General features: G+C 67.5%; 16 protein-coding genes. 11 read left to right on the top strand and 5 right to left on the bottom strand.

The window, feature by feature from the left end:
- The first annotated feature begins 2 nt into the window (after window positions 1-2).
- From ABZ806_RS24470 to ABZ806_RS24480, 3 genes are read left to right on the top strand one after another with little or no spacing between them, the layout of a single operon-like run.
- Window positions 3-1,190, top strand: coding sequence for a cupin domain-containing protein (locus ABZ806_RS24470; RefSeq protein ID WP_500219697.1), 1,188 nt, complete (start codon window positions 3-5; stop codon window positions 1,188-1,190).
- On the top strand, window positions 1,190-2,095 hold the full coding sequence (locus ABZ806_RS24475; RefSeq protein WP_500219698.1) for an aldo/keto reductase: 906 nt from the start codon (window positions 1,190-1,192) through the stop codon (window positions 2,093-2,095). Before ABZ806_RS24470 ends, ABZ806_RS24475 begins: the two co-directional genes overlap by 1 nt.
- Window positions 2,079-2,954 (top strand): phosphotransferase, encoded by an 876-nt coding sequence (locus tag ABZ806_RS24480; protein ID WP_500219699.1) that lies wholly within the window; start codon window positions 2,079-2,081, stop codon window positions 2,952-2,954. Before ABZ806_RS24475 ends, ABZ806_RS24480 begins: the two co-directional genes overlap by 17 nt.
- Window positions 2,955-2,977: 23 nt before the next feature.
- Here ABZ806_RS24480 and argS read toward each other — a convergent pair whose 3' ends face one another.
- Window positions 2,978-4,705 (bottom strand): arginine--tRNA ligase, encoded by a 1,728-nt coding sequence (gene argS / locus ABZ806_RS24485; RefSeq protein WP_500219728.1) that lies wholly within the window; start codon window positions 4,703-4,705, stop codon window positions 2,978-2,980.
- A gap of 304 nt (window positions 4,706-5,009) precedes the next feature.
- Between argS and ABZ806_RS24490 the strand changes: the two genes are divergently transcribed.
- On the top strand, window positions 5,010-5,834 hold the full coding sequence (locus ABZ806_RS24490; RefSeq protein ID WP_500219700.1) for a glycoside hydrolase family 26 protein: 825 nt from the start codon (window positions 5,010-5,012) through the stop codon (window positions 5,832-5,834).
- A gap of 12 nt (window positions 5,835-5,846) precedes the next feature.
- Here ABZ806_RS24490 and ABZ806_RS24495 read toward each other — a convergent pair whose 3' ends face one another.
- A complete protein-coding gene (locus ABZ806_RS24495; RefSeq protein WP_500219701.1) occupies window positions 5,847-6,440 on the bottom strand; it encodes a TetR/AcrR family transcriptional regulator in 594 nt (197 codons plus the stop codon).
- Between the two features lie 75 nt (window positions 6,441-6,515).
- Between ABZ806_RS24495 and ABZ806_RS24500 the strand changes: the two genes are divergently transcribed.
- The 6 genes from ABZ806_RS24500 (at window position 6,516) to ABZ806_RS24525 (ending at window position 11,625) form a co-directional block, all read left to right on the top strand.
- The gene (locus ABZ806_RS24500) at window positions 6,516-7,271 is read left to right on the top strand and encodes a glucose 1-dehydrogenase (protein WP_500219702.1); all 756 of its coding nucleotides are present in this window, start codon (window positions 6,516-6,518) and stop codon (window positions 7,269-7,271) included.
- A gap of 59 nt (window positions 7,272-7,330) precedes the next feature.
- The gene (locus ABZ806_RS24505; protein ID WP_500219703.1) at window positions 7,331-7,792 is read left to right on the top strand and encodes a nuclear transport factor 2 family protein; all 462 of its coding nucleotides are present in this window, start codon (window positions 7,331-7,333) and stop codon (window positions 7,790-7,792) included.
- 102 nt (window positions 7,793-7,894) lie between these two features.
- Window positions 7,895-9,115, top strand: coding sequence for a hypothetical protein (locus tag ABZ806_RS24510; protein ID WP_500219704.1), 1,221 nt, complete (start codon window positions 7,895-7,897; stop codon window positions 9,113-9,115).
- Window positions 9,115-9,897, top strand: coding sequence for an SDR family oxidoreductase (locus tag ABZ806_RS24515; RefSeq protein WP_500219705.1), 783 nt, complete (start codon window positions 9,115-9,117; stop codon window positions 9,895-9,897). Before ABZ806_RS24510 ends, ABZ806_RS24515 begins: the two co-directional genes overlap by 1 nt.
- 23 nt (window positions 9,898-9,920) lie before the next feature.
- The gene (locus tag ABZ806_RS24520; RefSeq protein ID WP_500219706.1) at window positions 9,921-11,081 is read left to right on the top strand and encodes a sulfotransferase family protein; all 1,161 of its coding nucleotides are present in this window, start codon (window positions 9,921-9,923) and stop codon (window positions 11,079-11,081) included.
- 88 nt (window positions 11,082-11,169) lie between these two features.
- The gene (locus tag ABZ806_RS24525) at window positions 11,170-11,625 is read left to right on the top strand and encodes a YbaB/EbfC family nucleoid-associated protein (protein WP_500219707.1); all 456 of its coding nucleotides are present in this window, start codon (window positions 11,170-11,172) and stop codon (window positions 11,623-11,625) included.
- Between the two features lie 11 nt (window positions 11,626-11,636).
- Here ABZ806_RS24525 and ABZ806_RS24530 read toward each other — a convergent pair whose 3' ends face one another.
- The 3 genes from ABZ806_RS24530 to ABZ806_RS24540 are packed head-to-tail and all read right to left on the bottom strand — an operon-like array spanning window position 11,637 to window position 13,800.
- Window positions 11,637-12,509, bottom strand: a complete 873-nt coding sequence (locus ABZ806_RS24530) for a hypothetical protein (RefSeq protein WP_500219708.1) — start codon at window positions 12,507-12,509, stop codon at window positions 11,637-11,639.
- A 26-nt stretch (window positions 12,510-12,535) separates the two neighbouring features.
- The gene (locus ABZ806_RS24535; protein ID WP_500219709.1) at window positions 12,536-13,453 is read right to left on the bottom strand and encodes a hypothetical protein; all 918 of its coding nucleotides are present in this window, start codon (window positions 13,451-13,453) and stop codon (window positions 12,536-12,538) included.
- Window positions 13,454-13,485: 32 nt separating this feature from the next.
- On the bottom strand, window positions 13,486-13,800 hold the full coding sequence (locus ABZ806_RS24540; protein WP_163060905.1) for a hypothetical protein: 315 nt from the start codon (window positions 13,798-13,800) through the stop codon (window positions 13,486-13,488).
- A gap of 205 nt (window positions 13,801-14,005) precedes the next feature.
- Between ABZ806_RS24540 and ABZ806_RS24545 the strand changes: the two genes are divergently transcribed.
- Window positions 14,006-15,565, top strand: a complete 1,560-nt coding sequence (locus tag ABZ806_RS24545) for an FAD-binding oxidoreductase (RefSeq protein WP_500219710.1) — start codon at window positions 14,006-14,008, stop codon at window positions 15,563-15,565.
- Window positions 15,566-15,596 lie beyond the last annotated feature (31 nt).

Raw genomic sequence — 15,596 nt, forward strand, 5'->3', positions numbered from 1 at the left:
TCATGATCGACGTGATCGTCGAGGTCCTGGGCGGGGAGCGGTTCCTCGCCCAGGACTTGGGCCGCACTCACCGGGTCTACCCAGCCGAGTCCGTCGGACGGGACCGGTTCGCCGACCTGTTGACCTGGCCGGCAATAAACCGGCTCTTGGACACCCACCGGCTGGAACCGCCGCGTCTGCGCCTGTCCGCCGACGGCACGGCCATCCCGGTGTCGGAGTACTGTCAGCGCCGAATATACCGGCGGATGCCGCCATGGGAGGCCCCGCAACCGCATCTGGTCGCCCAACAGCTCCGCGACGGCGCGACTCTGGTCCTAGATGCGATCGAGGAGATGCATCCTCCGATCGCCGCCATGGTGAGCACGCTGGAGCGCCACCTTCGTACGAGCGTGCAGGTCAACGCCTACGCATCGTGGACCGCGAAGGAAGGCTTCGGCGTCCACTGGGACGACCACGACGTCATCGTCCTCCAGGTATCCGGCGCCAAGCGATGGCGGATCTACGGGCCCACCCGCCCTGCCCCGCTATATCGAGACGTCGCATTCGACGACACGCCACCCGAGTACCCGATCGACGAGTTCACTCTCCAGGCCGGGGACGCCCTGCACGTCCCGCGCGGCTGGTGGCACGCCGCCGCCGCGTCCACCGGGCAACCCTCGCTCCACCTGACCTGTGGCCTGGCGCCGCATACCGGCGTCGACATGCTGTCGTGGTTGGTGGATGACCTGCGTGCACAGGACTGCGTCCGCGCCGACATCCCGCGCCTGGCCGACCAGGACACACAGACGGCCTGGCGCTGCGACATGGGCAAGCTCTTGGCCGAACGCCTTAACGACCCGACGGTGATCGATGCCTACGTGGCGGCGTGTGATGCTGTCCGTGGGCCGCGAGGCGGCTTCTCACTGCCGCACGCGGTGCACGAGCGGATCCCGGACGACCCTGGCCTACCCGTCCGACTCACGACGCCCAGGGCGGTCCTGCGCCGTGCTGAGCAGGCCGTGACCTTGGAAGCCGCCGGGCAACGCTGGACGCTCGCTGACCAGGCGGCCCCGCTCTTGGAGGTGCTCGTCTCCGGACGGCCGACCACGCTCGGCGGCCTGGCCCAGGCCGCGAACGTCACCATCGATGAGGCCGCCGAGTTGCTCGACGAGTTGTTGCGCAGCGGAATCATCGCCGTAGGACGGACGTGATGGCGGTTCTCGGTCTGGGCACCTACCGATGCCGCGACGTAACCGCCGCCGCCCGCGCCGCCATGGCGACGGGAGTCACGGTCATCGACACCGCCCCCGTCTACGCCAAAGGCAACGCACACGACCAACTGGCCGCCCTTTTGCCCCATCACCCAGGCGTGCAGATCTCCACCAAGGTCGGCCATATGACCCGGAGCCAAGCCCAGGCAGCTCAACGGGCGGGCCTCATCGCCCCAAAGGAGGCCGTCCGCTGCCACTCCATCGCCCCTGCCTACCTTCGACACCGCATCACCGCCAACATCACTGAGATAGGCCGCGATCGACTCGACCTGCTGTACCTGCATAACCCCGAACACGACGCGCACGGCGACCGGGAACGACTGCTCGAGCAGATCACCCAAGCGTTCACGACGTTCGAGGAAGCCGCGCACCGAGGCGACATCGCCGGCTACGGCATCGCCACTTGGAGCGGCTTCGCCAGCGGCGCCTTCACCACCCATGAACTCATCGCCGCGGCGCAACAAGCAGCGGGAGGCACCCGAACCCACCTGCGGGCGATCCAACTACCCGTGAGCCTCATCGAACTCACCGCCCTTGCCGAAGCCCTACACGGCACCGGCCCCATTGCCGAGGCCGCCGGGGCCGGTCTGGACGTGTGGGCATCCGCGCCCTTGAACGGGGGCGAACTGGCCGACCTGGTCACGCCCGATCTGGCCCAGTTCATCCAACCCGGCTCCTCGCACGTCGCCGCCGCGCTCGCGGTCGTGGCCTCCACGCCCGGACTTACCGGAGCCCTGCTTTCGGCCTCGACTAGGGCACACTGGCAAGAAGCATTCAACGCCTTTCGGAGCCCAGCCATCCCATCCACGCATCTTCAGGAGATCTGCCGTGTTCTCCGAGCCTGACGATTCCGACGTCCGCGAACGGATGCGCGCCGCTTTCGCCGACGCGACGGTCCGGCTCGGCAGCGCCTCTACAGGCGGCACGACCGAAGCTTGGGGCCACAACGGAAGAACCATCGGTGCCCCCGTCAGGACGTCCTACGGAAACGCTTGGCTCCGAGTGCTGGAGGCGCCAGAAGGAAAGGAGGGCGGGAAGCTCTGGACCGGTACCCAGAAAGCCGTCGCTACCCTGCCGACAGAGGTCCCGCGCCCTAAGTTGCTGGACACGGCCGACTGGGCCCATGAGGGGTACGCCTACCGGGCCGAACTCAGCACCTACGTGGCAGCGCTCGTCTGCTCCCCGACTCCAGACCTCATCGAACCCATCCCCCTGCCCGAGGCTTGGTGGACGCGGTTGCGGCAGGCCCTCAGCGCGGTCACGGTCACCCCGGCCCCCGACGACCGTCCACGCGTCATCACCCAGGACTACATACACCGCACCATCCGGCGCTACTTCGGGGACGTCGGCATCGACACCACCGTCCACCGCTGGGCCCTGGCTCACGGTGACCTTCACTGGGCCAACCTCACCAGCCCGGAACTGACCATCCTCGATTGGGAAGGCTTCGGCCCCGCCCCGCACGGCTTCGACGCGGCGAACTTGTACGCCTATACGCTCCCCGTCCCTGGACTGGCGACCCGCATCCGGGCCGTGTTCGCCGACATCCTGGCAACACCCGAAGGCCGACTCGCCGAACTCACGGTCGCGGCCATCCTCCTGCAAGCGGCCGACCGCGACCCCGTCCACGCCCGACTCGCCCCCGACGTCCGAGAACATGCGCAGGAGCTGTTGAAGCGCCAGCGTGAGCTTCGGACCTCCTGAGCGTGCTTGTGGGACGTGCTCCTTTACAGACGTTCGGGTGCTTGGATGCCGAGGAGGGCGAGGCCGTGGCGGGTCACGCGGGCAGTGTGGGCACTCAGGGTGAGTCGGGACGCTCGGACGGCGTCGCTGGCGGTCAGGACCGGGCAGGTCTCGTAGAACGTCGAAAATGCCGCCGCGGTCTCGAATAGGTGGGTGCACAGCCGGTGCGGCTCGGCGAACTGCGCGGCGGCGGTGACGGCGGTGGGGTACTGGCTGAGTTTGAGGGCCAAGGCGCGTTCGGCTGGCTCGGCAAAGACCAGGTTCGCCGACCCGTCACCGGCGCCGGTGCCGGCGGCCTTGCGGATCAGTGACCGGATCCTGGAGTGTGCGTACTGGAGGTAGGTGGCGGTGTTGCCGTCCATCGACATCATCCGGTCCCAGTCGAACACGTAGTCCTTTTCGCGGGCGGTGGACAAGTCGGCGTACTTGACGGCGCCGATTCCTACGGCGCGGGCGATCTCGGCCTGCTCGTCCGCGCTCAGTTCGCTGCGGTCGGCGACGATCGCAGCCGCGCGGGTCACCGCCTCCTCCAGGAGGTCCGCCAGTTTCAGACCGGCGCCCTTGCGCGAGCCGAGGACCTTGCCGTCGCTGCCCAGCACCGACCCGAACGCCACGTGCGTGGCGGTGCTGGTCGGGGCGAGCCACTCGGCCTCCCGCGCCGCCGCGAAGATCATCTTGAAGTGCAGGGCCTGCGGCGCACCCACCACGTACAGCAGCAGGTCGCCCTTCAGCTCCTGCGACCGGTAGCGGATGGTCGCAAGGTCAGTGGTGTCGTAGTTGTATCCGCCGTCGCGCTTGCGGATGATCAGCGGTACGGGCGCGCCCTCGCGGCCGGTGAACCCGCGCGGGAACACGCAGAGCGCGCCCTCGCTGGGCACCGCGAGACCTTTGGCGACCAGCTCATCGCAAGTCGAGCCGAGGACGTCGTTGTAGGCGCTCTCGCCCATGTAGTCGGCCGGGGTGAGGCGTACGCCGAGCAGGGCGTAGACCGCCTCCATGTGCCGCTTGGATTCCTCCAGCAGCCGCCGCCACAGGTCGAGGGTGGCGGGGTCGCCGGCCTGGAGCGCCACCACGCGCTTGCGGGCCCGCTCGGCGAAGTCGGGGTCGTCGTCGAACTTGCGGCTGGCCTGGACATAGAACTCGTTGAGGTCACCGATCGACAGCTCGCCACTGGTCAGGCCCTCGTCGACCAAGTGCTCCACGAGCTTGCCGAACGGTGTGCCCCAGTCGCCCAGGTGGTTCTGCCGGATCACCTCGTGCCCGAGTTCCTCGTGCAGCCGCACTAGCGCGTCCCCGATAATTGTGGAGCGCAGGTGCCCGACGTGCATCTCCTTGGCCATGTTGGGTGAGGAGTAGTCGATCACCACCCGCAGCGGCTCCTGCAGCGGGACGCCGAGCCGGTCATCGGCGGCAAGCGCGGCCACATGTGCGGCCAGGAACTCCTCGGTGAAGGTGAGATTGATGAATCCGGGCCCGGCGACATCTGCGGTCAGCCCGGTGATGTCGAGGTGCGCGGCGATGGCGTCGGCGATCTCGCGGGACGGGCGGCCCAGGCGCTTGGCCAACGGCATCGCGGCGTTGCACTGGTAGTCGGCGGCCCGCCCGGGGGCCGAGGGTCGGATGACTGCCTGCTCGGGGGTGATCTCCACATCCAGCGCGGCGTGGGCCGCGTCGACGATGCGCCGTTCGAGTTCGGCGCCGAGATCTGGCAGCACGGGTTTCTCTCCTTCGACATGGCTGGTCAGCGGGCTGACCGTGGTGGGTTCACGCTATCGCGGTGCTGTCCTGGTTGGCCGAGGTGTTCGCCGGCGTCCACGTAGATCACCTGCCTGGTCGTCGGGCGGGCTGTGGCCGACAGGGATATTCGGAAGTCTCACGGGCGGGCTATGGAACGGTCCGTCCGGTCCTGCGACGCTGGTTGTGAGAGTTCTGGTCGAGTCGGGGACGGCGGTGTCGCGGCGTCCGGTGGCCTGACGGGGGTCCTGGTTGTGACGTTCATGGCGCGGGAGGGCCCGGATGGCGAAGCGGGACGGGATGCTCGTCGGAGCGAGCAGTGTGTCTCTGAAAGGTAAGGACTTCGGGGAGTTGGACGCGGCGGCGGGGCCGTTCACGGCTCGGCGGTCGTATGACAGGGAGTTGTTGCCCGCGAGTTGGGCCGAGTCAGTTGCCGGAATCGACGTCGGGAAGCGTGTCTCGGTGTGGTCGTGCAAGCCCGACCTGGCACAGCTTTCGGGCAAGAAGCTCGACACCAGGCTGCGGGAGTTCGTTCAGTCCATCCCGGACTCGCATGCCGCGTTCCTGACCTGCTGGCATGAGCCGGACGGCAAGATCCGCAAGGGGCAGTTCACGCTCGCGGAGTATCTCCCGGCGTTTCGGCGCTTCTGCGAGGTCGTCAAATCGGTGGGGAAGCCTCGGGTGTACACGATGCAGATCGTCGAGGCTTGGTCCGGGCAGCGGCCGAAGAAGGGCACCAGGTACAAGGATCTGTGGCCCGGTGTCGGCTACGTCGATCTCTACGCCGTGGACGGCTACGCCAATACCGGTAGCGGCAGGGAACTGTGGGGGCCGGCCGTGGAGTTCGCGTCCTCGAAGGACATCCCCTGGGGAGTCGCTGAGCTTGGCTGCGTCCACAGGATCGACACCTCGTGGATGAAGGCTCAGGCTTCCTATGCTGCGCGGACGGGTGCGGGCGCTGATCGGGAGCGGGCTGCTTTCCTGTGCTGGTTCTCCAACCCGACCGGGGGAGTAGTTCCGACGCCGGGGACGGATCCGGCGGCGCGGGCCGCCGCGAAGAAGATCTCGGAGAAGTACTACACCGACCCTCGTTCCTTCGTCCTCTGACGATTTGGCGAGCTATTGCGGCCAGGTGCGCATGGCTTGGTCGGCTATGTCGGTGAGGGCTTTGTGGGTGGCGCCGTCGCGGGCCTGTTGGGACATGCCCTGCATGATCGCGGCGAAGTAGTGGGCCAGGGCCTTCGGGTCGGCGGTGGCGGGGAGTTCGCCGTCGGCCTGGGCTGCTCGTAGGCGGGACTCGAATCTCTCCAGGTTGGCGTTGCGCACGTCGCGCAGGAAGGTGGCTATCTCCGCGTCTTGGGGTGTGACGTTGGTGGCGGCGCTGATCACCAAGCAGCCGGGCGGGTGGGACGGGTCCGGGTAGATCGCGGCGGCCTCGTGCAGGATGCGGGTGAAGGCCCGGCGGGCTGTGGGCTCCTCGGCTAGGGCGCTCGCGACGAAACTGCCGTCGCGGGAGCGTCCATACGCCTCGGCTGCCTCTCTGAACAGGGCCTTCTTGTCGCCGAAGGCTGCGTAGAGGCTGGCCGGCCTGATGCCCATCGCCTCGGTCAACTCGCCGATGGACGTCGCCTCGTAGCCGCGGTCCCAGAACAGATGGACGGCTGCGGTCAGTGCCGCGTCTCGGTCGAAGGTTCGGGGACGTCCTCGTGCCATGACCCCATTGTAGAGCGTTCGCTCAAGAAGTCATGCTACCGTCTTCTTGAACGATCACTCAACAAAGGAGATCTCATGGGCACGTTGGACGGCAAGGTCGCGCTGGTCACGGGCGGCAGCCGGGGGATCGGACGAGGCATCGCCGAGCGGCTCGGACGGGACGGGGCCGTCGTCGTGGTGGCCTTCGCGCGGGAGCGGGCGGCGGCCGAGGAGGTCGTCGAGCGAATCGAGAAGGACGGCGGCCGCGCCTTCGCGATCCAGGCGGAGTTGGGGCGGCATGGAGATGCCGGGGATTTGTGGGACGCCTTCGACGCTGTGACCGGGCGGTCGGGCGTCGACATCGTCGTCAACAACGCGGCCATCGGGCGTAGTTCGGACTTGGAATCGCTGACCGAGGACGAGTTCGACCGGATCTTCGCGGTGAACGTCCGAGCGCCGTTCTTCATCGTCCAGCAGGGCCTTGGGCGGCTGCGGGACGGTGGGCGCGTCATCAACATATCCAGCGGCGCGGCGTCGCTCGCCCTCCCCGAAATCATGGCCTACGGGGCGACCAAGGGGGCGCTCGACACCTTCACGCTCAACCTCGCGAAGGAACTGGGGCCGCGCGGGATCACCGTCAACTCCGTCGCACCCGGAATCGTGGACACCGACACCAATGCCGGATGGCTGAGGGGCAACCCGGAGGCCCAGGCGTACGCGGAATCACTGTCCGCGCTCGGCAGGATCGGGAAGCCCGAAGACATCGCGGGCGTCGTGTCGTTCCTGGCGTCCGACGATGCCGGTTGGGTCACCGGCCGGGTCGTCGACGTGACCGGCGGCGCCGGGTTGTGAGGCGGCCAAAATAGAACCTGTTCTTGTCTAATCGCGTCGCAGCGGCCAGTCTTGGGCGCATGGACCTGGTTGCTCTGGAAGAGATCCGGCGGCTCAAGTACCGCTACCTGCGCTGCGTCGACCTGAAGCTGTGGGACGAGTTCGCCGAGGTGTTCACCGCGGACGCCGTCGCCGAGTACGACACCCCGGTACTCAAGAAGACCCTCAAGTTGGAGGGGCGGGACGCGATCGTCCAGTACATGCGGGAGAACCTGGACGGCGGGAAGATCAGCGCACACACGGCCGGCTGCCCCGAGATCGACATCGACGGGGACCGGGCGACCGGCATCTGGTCGCTGGACGACACGATCATCATCCCGGAGCACAAGCTGCTGATCCGCGGTGCCGCGTTCTACCATGACGTCTATCGCCGCGGCGAGGACGGGCGGTGGCTGGTCGAGAAGACCGGGCACCGGCGCACGTACGAGTACATGGTCTCGCTGGACGACGCCCCGAGCCTGAAGTTCACCACCTCCCATTGATCGGGACCGGGCATTGACCCGCGCGTAGAACGGGTTCTAGGTTCTGGTCCTCAGTCTCGCGTTCTCAACGGCGTTCGCGCCCCGCGTCCCCAGGAGAGCCCGGTGGCCACCGACTCAGCTGAAGGCACTACCGATTCGTTCGAAGCCGCGACGCGTTCGTTCGCCGACGCGGTCGTGGAGGCGGAGCGGATCATCCGCAGCGCGCCTCACGTCAAGACCGACCAAGACCTGGCCGAGGGGCTCGACTACCTCGCCGGCAGCATCAAAGCCTCGCTGCACATGGTCGGCGCCTACCAGCAGGACTATCCGTTCTTCGCGTCCTCGACCGGGCCGTACACCAAGCTGGGGCTCGACAACCCCGACACGCTGTACTTCCACGCCTACATTCGGGACGACGCCGAGTATGTGGTCACTGGGCGGCGGGGGACGACCGCCGATCTGAGCTTCCAGGTCATGAACGGCGACTACTCGCCCACGCAGTCGCCCGACAGCCTCACCGCATTCGACGACCGCGAACTCGACATCGCCGAGGACGGGTCGTTCCAGCTACGGTTCGGCCCGCCGAAGGACGACCCCGGGCCCGGTTACGTCACGCTTCCTTCCGGCGCCGCGATGCTCATTGTCCGGGAAGTGTTCAGCGACTGGGAGAACGAGCGGCCGGGCGAGATCCGCATTCACCGAGCGGACACGCTGGGCACGTCGCCGCTGTCCGTCCCGTCCGAACGGATGGCACGCCGCTACCAGATCGCCGGGAAGATGCTGGTCTCCCGGATCCGCACCTTCCTGGCCTTCCCGGAATGGCACTACCTGCAGCTGCCGGTCAACACGATGACCGAGCCGCGGCCCACCCCGGGCGGCCTGTCCACGCAGTTCTCGTCCGTCGGGCATTACGACCTGGACGACGACGAGGTCATGGTCATCACCGCGCCGGCCGCCGACCGGGAAGTGGCGCCCTACCAGGGCTTCCAGCTCGGCAGCATGTGGTACATCTCGCTCGACTACATCAACCATCAGACGAGCCTCACCGCCGGCCAGGCCCGCGTCGACGAGGACGGAATGATCCGGTACATCGTCAGCGAGCGCGATCCCGGGCTCGCCAACTGGATCGAGCGGACGGGGCACCGACGCGGCTATCTGCAGTTCCGGTGGCAGCGGATCAGCCGCGACCTCACCCCCGAGGACGGCCCGAAGGTCGAGGTCGTGAAACTCGACGAACTGCCGAACGTCCTGCCGTTCTATGAGAAACAGCGGATCAACCCGCAGGAATGGGCCGAGAAGATCGCGACCCGTCAGGTCGCCGTTGCGAAGAGGATGCTCGGCTGATGGCAGGTCTGCTCGAGGACAAAGTCGTCGTCGTTTCCGGAGTCGGCCCGGGGCTGGGGCGCGGGCTCGCCGTCCAGTGCGCCAAGGCCGGTGCCGATGTGGTGCTCGCTGCGCGCAATGAACAGCGCCTCGCCGAGGTCGCCAAGGAAGTCGAGGACATCGGGCGGCGCGCCATCGCCGTCCCGACCGACATCAACGACGCGGCGGCGTGCGAGCGCCTCGCGGAGACGGCGCAAGAGGCTTTCGGACGCGTGGACGGCCTCATCAACAACGCCTTCGCGACACCACCTCTGAAAGACCTGACCAAGGTCGACCTCGACGCGGTACGAGCGGGATTCGAGACCAACGTGCTCGCCGCGCTGCACCTCACGCGCCTCTTCGTCCCCGCGCTCGAAGAACACGGCGGGTCGGTCGTCATGATCAACTCGGCGGTCCTCCGGCATTCCCGGCGGACGTTCGGCGCCTACAAGATGGCCAAGGCCGCGCTCCTCGCGATGGCGCAGAACCTGGCCACCGAGTTGGGCCCGCGCGGCGTCCGGGTCAACACCATCGCCCCCGGATATATCTGGGCCGACAACCTCCAGTGGTACTTCAACCACCTCGCCAAGAAGCGCGGCGTCACGGCGCAGGACATCTACGACGAGAACGCCGCAACGACCGACCTGCGGAAACTCCCCGAGCCGGACGAGGTCGCCGACGCCGTCGTGTTCATGCTGTCGCCGCTGGCCCGGGCGGTCACCGGGCAATGCCTGGACGTCAATTCCGGCGAGTGGCACCACTAGGCACCCTAGGAAAGGGCGTACCGATGAGCGCAGGCCGCGACAGCGTCGGGACGGTCGACGACCTCCACGCGTCCGCCAGCAAGGTCACCGGCATGGACGACTTCGGTGGCGACGAGTACCTGGACGGGCTGAAGGTTCTCCTGGAGTCGCTCACTAAGGACGCCGGCCTCACCCCGCTCGGAAACAAGGCCCAGCGGGCGATGCTGCGCGGCGCGCTCGCCGCCCGGCAGTTCTCCGAGGCGGCGTGGAAACAGCACCCCGAACACGCGAACGTCTCCGTCGAGCGGCCCATATTCGTCACCGGCCTGCCGCGCACCGGTACGACCGCGTTGCATAGGCTTCTCACCGCCGACCCGACCCACCAGGGCCTTGACCTCTGGCTCGCCGAAGTGCCGCAGCCACGCCCTCCCCGCGAGACTTGGGCGGACAACGCGGTCTTCCAGGCGATCGACGCCGGATACCGGCGCCACCACATCGAGAACCCCGAGTTCATGGGCGTCCACTACATCTCCGCGGACTCGGTCGAAGAGTGCTGGCAGCTCCTTCGTCAGAGCATGCTCTCGATTTCCTTCGAAAGCCTGGCGCACCTGCCGACCTACTCGTCCTGGCTCGCCGAACAGGACTGGACGCCCGCCTACCGCAGGCACCGGCGCAACCTTCAGCTCATCGGCCTCAACGACATCGGCAAGCGCTGGGTGCTGAAGAACCCCAGCCATCTCTTCGCACTGGACGCGTTGCTCGACGTCTATCCCGACGCGCTCATCATTCAGACGCACCGGAAGCCGCGCACCGCCATGGCGTCCATGTGCAGTCTCGCCGCGCACGCCACCGCCGGATGGTCGGACGTGTTCACCGGCGCCACCCTTGGCCGCGACCAGCTCGACCTCTGGAGCCGGGGCCTCGACCAATTCCGCGAGGTGCGGGCACGCCACAATCCCGACCAGTTCGCGGACGTCCACTACGACGACTTCGTCCGTGACCCGATCGGCACCGTCGAGGCCGTCTACACCCGGTTCGGCCTCCCGTTCACCGACGAGGCAAGAACCGCGATGACGCGGCTCCACAACGAGAGCACCACCGGCGCCGCGAAACCCGCTCACCGCTACTCGCTCGAAGACTTCGGCCTCACCCCGGAAGAGGTCGACGACCGTTTCGCCGACTACACGGCCACACTGCGAACCTGATTCGCGAGCATGCTCGATTCCTCGGACAGGCGACGGAGCCCCTATGGTGGGCGGTTTACCCGAAAGCCCGTCCAAAGGATTGATGAGAGTGAGCGAGTTCCCCGACATCGAGCGGACCCTCGGTATCGACCTCGGCGCGCATGTGGAACAGGCGCGGCGCGTGGCGGAGAAGTCCGCGGAGTTCAGTGCTCGGCTGGCGGACATGGTCGGCCGCGCCGAATCCCCCGACGGCCGGGTCAGCCTGGGTTTCACTCCGGAGAAAGGGCTGACCGGCGTGCGCATCGACCCGCGCGCCATGCGCATGGGATCGGAGGAACTCGCCGAACTGATGGAGCAGCTCTCCAAAGAGGCCGTCGCGGACCTCGAAAGGCAGAAGCGGGAAGCCGCCGACGAGGTCTACGGTGAGGACGCGCAGAAGGTCAAGCAACCTCTCGACCCCGCCGCGATGCAGGATGCGCTCCGCGACATGAACGACGCCTTCTCGGGTGTCTCCCGCGACGCCACCGCGCTCATGGACCAGCTCCGCAAGAGGATGGGGCAGTAACAACAGCGCGCTCAGTCGGCTCGGCCCTCGGTGAAAAGGTAGGCGAGGACCGTGTAGGCGAGGGCGGGTGAGCATTCCGGCGACAGGCACAGCGCCCATGTCCGGCGGCGCAGCCGCGCGAACCGGCCGACCTCCCGGCCGTCCGGGCGGACGATGGAGTGCACGTCGCTGGTGTGGCCGCGGGTCAGAGTGATCTCGCCCAGCAGCGTTCCGTCCGGCCGTTCGATCCTCGGACGGCCGGACTGGAGCGCCAGATGGGGGATGACACTTTCGGCGCCTCCATCCGCGGAGAGCATCAGGACCTGATCGGCGCGCCGCTCGATGAGGAACGCGACCTCCCCATCGGGACGCCGCGCGGACGCGAATCGCCGCCGATCGGCGCCCACCGGCACCGGCACTTCCGGGTCACCGAACTGAACGCTGAGATGCGGCTCCCCACCGGGACGAACGGCACTATCGCGGTCCACCTCCAGCACCAGGAAGTCATCGGGCGCGTTCAGCAAATGCCGCGCCGTGGCCCCCACCTCGCGGTTGAGCCGCCGCCTGAGCACGAGATAGCCGGGGACGCAGAGCAGCAGCAGCGCCCCCGGCACGAGCATCACGCCCTCGCTCCCGAGGCCGCCGGCGTGCGCGCTCAGCGGCCACGGCCCGAGCCTGACCTTGACCGTCCGGCCGATGTCCTTCGGGCCTACATGGGCGACCTCGGTGGAATGCCGTTGGCCGTCCGAGTCCGTCCACGAGCCGTGGCATTCGTAGCCGTAGCGCACCTGCCGCTCGCACCGGTCGACCCGCAGCGACACCTCCGTGCCGAACAGGTGCGTGTACACGGTCAGCAGGGGCAGCGCGAGCAGCGCGACGCACGCCGAGAAGAAGAACCGCCGCACGAAACGGCGGCCCCGCGGGCCGGGCACTATTCGGCCGGAGGGTCCTCGAAAAGGCCCTCGTCGCGCTTGTTCTTGTCTCCGGCCGCGCCGGCGAAATGGTCGGTGATGTTGCCGCCCGTCCAGACACCGCTCGTGCCGAGCGAACCGCCGCTGCGCCCCGGGTTGCCCACCGGGCTCGGCATGCGGAGTGCCGGGTCGTTTCTGCCGAGCGGGGTGCCGCCGCCGACCTTCATGAGCGCGGCGGTCGCGGTGCGCTCGAGCCGGGAGATCGTGCCCCACACCATGTTGTCGGACGCGTCGCGCAGGCCGTTCTTGAAGTCGTCGAGTGCGGCGTCGTTGCCGTGCGCCTTCTGCCATCCGATGTCCAGCGCCATCGCGCCGGTGATGACGGCGGCGCCGCCCGCGGCGACCGACGCGACCAGCCCGGAAACGCTCTCCAGGAAGGACGTGCATTCGATGGCGAACGCGGACGCCGAGGCGAGCACGGCGGGATAGGTGAACAGCCCTGCCAGCGCGGCGGCGACGTATACCGCGTACAGGGCGATCAGTGCGGCGATGACGACCATCGCGACGACGACGAGGAAGCACAGCGCCGCCGTGATGGTCATCGCGGAACCCACCGCGAACGCGAGCTGCTTCGAACCGGTGATCTGGGACCGGTATTCGTCGATGCGCGCGTCATAGGCGTCGCGGTCCTGGCCCTGCCATTCGTCCTTCGGCAGGTTCGTGCTGTTGGCGGCCTGCTGGGCGTTGCCGAGCGTGTCGTAGTTCTCGACCCATTTCAGGCCGGCGTCCAGCATCGCCTGCGGGTCGCACTGGTTCAGGTACATGACGACGGACGTCGTCCAGGCGGGGGGAATGAGCGCGGCGGCGACCTGGGTCACCGTCAACGCGGTCGCTCCGGCGAAGGCGACCGGGCTTCCGCCCGGTGTGGGGCCACCCATGACACTCCTGACTTCGGGGGACTTCTACGGGATCAGGGACGCGACAGCGTGCTCTTGACCTCGGCGGATTCCCAGTTGGTCGCCGACGCGGCGAGCAGATCCCGGAAGTTGTTCAGCACCTTCTTCTTCGTCTCCAGGTCCTCTTCGGCGACATCGAGAGCGGCGACATAGGCCATCGACAGGACATAGGAGGTGGCGGTGAAGTTCGACTGGGAGATACCGCGCGCACCCTGGAGGTTGTTCCACGCCAATTGGAGATACTCGTTGACGTTCCGGTGCAGATCCTTGCCGTGCTGCGTCATCCGCTCCGGTGTGGCTTTGCGATCCGCGCCATCCCCGGGACTCATCAAGACCTCCGCCATCGTGGGCGTGCTGAGACGAATTGGGCAGTCTAGCGAAGATCGAGTTCTTGTCATCCCGGTGTGCGGCGCCGCCTGGACGATCAGTCCACCGCCACATGACTCTTACTATCCGTTTCCGGAGAGTAAGCATCGGGAAGCTGAGGGTAGTCATGTGTTGATGCGGCGACGTCCCCCGGAAGGTGGTGTCTCGATGACCAGCAACGACCCTCAGCCCTCCACGATCATCCAGCCGAACGACAAGCGGTACCCCTCGCTCAGCCGCGGATTCAACCAGCGGTGGATCGCCCAGCCCGAATACGTCCGCATGCTGCGGTCGTCCGAAGAGGCCCGGGACGCGCTGGAGGAGGCGGTTCGGCAGAAGCCGAAGCACCCCGAGCGCACCCGCATCACCGTCCGTTCCGGCGGGCACTGCTACGAGAACTTCGTCTGCGGCGACGACGTGCGGGTGATATTCGACGTCACCCAGATGTGCGGGGTGTACTACGACCCGGACATGGACGCCTACTGCGTGGAGGCCGGCGCCAGCAACTGGCACGCCTACAGCCACCTCTACCCGATCAGCGGGCGGGCCCTGCCGGGCGGCTCCTGCTATTCGGTGGGCCTCGGCGGGCACATCACCGGCGGCGGATACGGCCTGCTGTCGCGGCAGTTCGGGCTCACCGTCGACTACCTCTACGCGGTCGAGGTGGCGGTGGTGAGAAAGGACTACACCGTCGAACTCGTCGTGGCGCGGCGCGACGACTGGAACGCCGACCGCAGGGAGCTGTGGTGGGCGCACACCGGGGGCGGTGGCGGCAACTTCGGGCTCATCACCAAGTTCTGGTTCAGGAACCCACCGCAGCCGCCCAGCACGGTGCGCCTGGCGGGCATCGCGTGGGACTGGGCCGACTTCTCCAAGGACGACTTCGTCTACCTGCTCAACACCTTCGGGGCGTACTTCCGCGACCACCAGGACCCGTCCACGCCGGAGGGGAAACTGTTCGCGCTGCTCGCTCTCAACCACCACAGCAACGGCCAGATCGGGCTCACGGCGCAGGTGGACGTCGACGACCCCGGCGGGCGCGGCGCCATGAGCGAATTCCTCGAACGGATGGACAGCGGGATACGCGCCGAGGCGAAGTCGATGCACGCCCCGATGGGGGAGCGTCCCACTCTCGGGCACCTGAAGATCCCGAGGGACATGCCCTGGCTGACGGCCACCCAGGTCATGGACAGCAGCGGCGAGGACCAGTGCGGAAAGTACAAGTCCGCCTACATGCGCAAGCCGTTCGACCGGAGGCAGATAGAGGCGATGTGGGCCCACCTCAGCAAGGACGGGCCCTACCGCGACTACAACAACAAGCAGTCCCTCATCCAGATCGATTCCTACGGCGGCGCCATCAACAGGCCGCCCTTCGACACGGCGGCCCGGCAGCGCGATTCCATCATGAAGATGCAGTACCAGGTCTACTGGACGAGGGGCGACTCGCACGAGTCCACGTATCTGGACTGGATCCGCAAGACCTATCACGCGACGTTCGGCGCGACCGGCGGCGTCCCCAAGGTGGGTACCTCCACTCCGAACGACGCGCTGACCGACGGCTGCTACATCAATTATCCCGACGTCGACCTCGACAACGGGACGTGGAACACGTCGGGCCAGTGGTCGCCGACCCTCTACTACAAGGACGCCTACGCCGTCCTCCAGAAGGTGAAGCGTTGCTGGGATCCGCTGAACGTCTTCCGCAACAGCCAATCCGTCCAGCCGTAGCCGTCCAGCCGTAGGCGCCCAGTTGTAGTGG

It is taken from the genome of Spirillospora sp. NPDC047418, assembly GCF_040643275.1.
Classification (GTDB): domain Bacteria; phylum Actinomycetota; class Actinomycetes; order Streptosporangiales; family Streptosporangiaceae; genus Spirillospora.

Excerpts from the sequence above, each read along its gene's own strand:
- ABZ806_RS24470 (WP_500219697.1), top strand. The coding sequence starts at position 3 with ATGATCGACGTGATCGTCGAGGTCCTGGGCGGGGAGCGGTTCCTCGCC.
- ABZ806_RS24520 (WP_500219706.1), top strand. The coding sequence starts at position 9,921 with ATGAGCGCAGGCCGCGACAGCGTCGGGACGGTCGACGACCTCCACGCG.
- ABZ806_RS24490 (WP_500219700.1), top strand. The coding sequence starts at position 5,010 with ATGGCGAAGCGGGACGGGATGCTCGTCGGAGCGAGCAGTGTGTCTCTG.
- ABZ806_RS24535 (WP_500219709.1), bottom strand. The coding sequence starts at position 13,453 with ATGGGTGGCCCCACACCGGGCGGAAGCCCGGTCGCCTTCGCCGGAGCG.
- ABZ806_RS24475 (WP_500219698.1), top strand. The coding sequence starts at position 1,190 with ATGGCGGTTCTCGGTCTGGGCACCTACCGATGCCGCGACGTAACCGCC.
- ABZ806_RS24500 (WP_500219702.1), top strand. The coding sequence starts at position 6,516 with ATGGGCACGTTGGACGGCAAGGTCGCGCTGGTCACGGGCGGCAGCCGG.
- ABZ806_RS24505 (WP_500219703.1), top strand. The coding sequence starts at position 7,331 with ATGGACCTGGTTGCTCTGGAAGAGATCCGGCGGCTCAAGTACCGCTAC.
- ABZ806_RS24545 (WP_500219710.1), top strand. The coding sequence starts at position 14,006 with ATGACCAGCAACGACCCTCAGCCCTCCACGATCATCCAGCCGAACGAC.
- ABZ806_RS24540 (WP_163060905.1), bottom strand. The coding sequence starts at position 13,800 with ATGAGTCCCGGGGATGGCGCGGATCGCAAAGCCACACCGGAGCGGATG.
- ABZ806_RS24495 (WP_500219701.1), bottom strand. The coding sequence starts at position 6,440 with ATGGCACGAGGACGTCCCCGAACCTTCGACCGAGACGCGGCACTGACC.
- ABZ806_RS24515 (WP_500219705.1), top strand. The coding sequence starts at position 9,115 with ATGGCAGGTCTGCTCGAGGACAAAGTCGTCGTCGTTTCCGGAGTCGGC.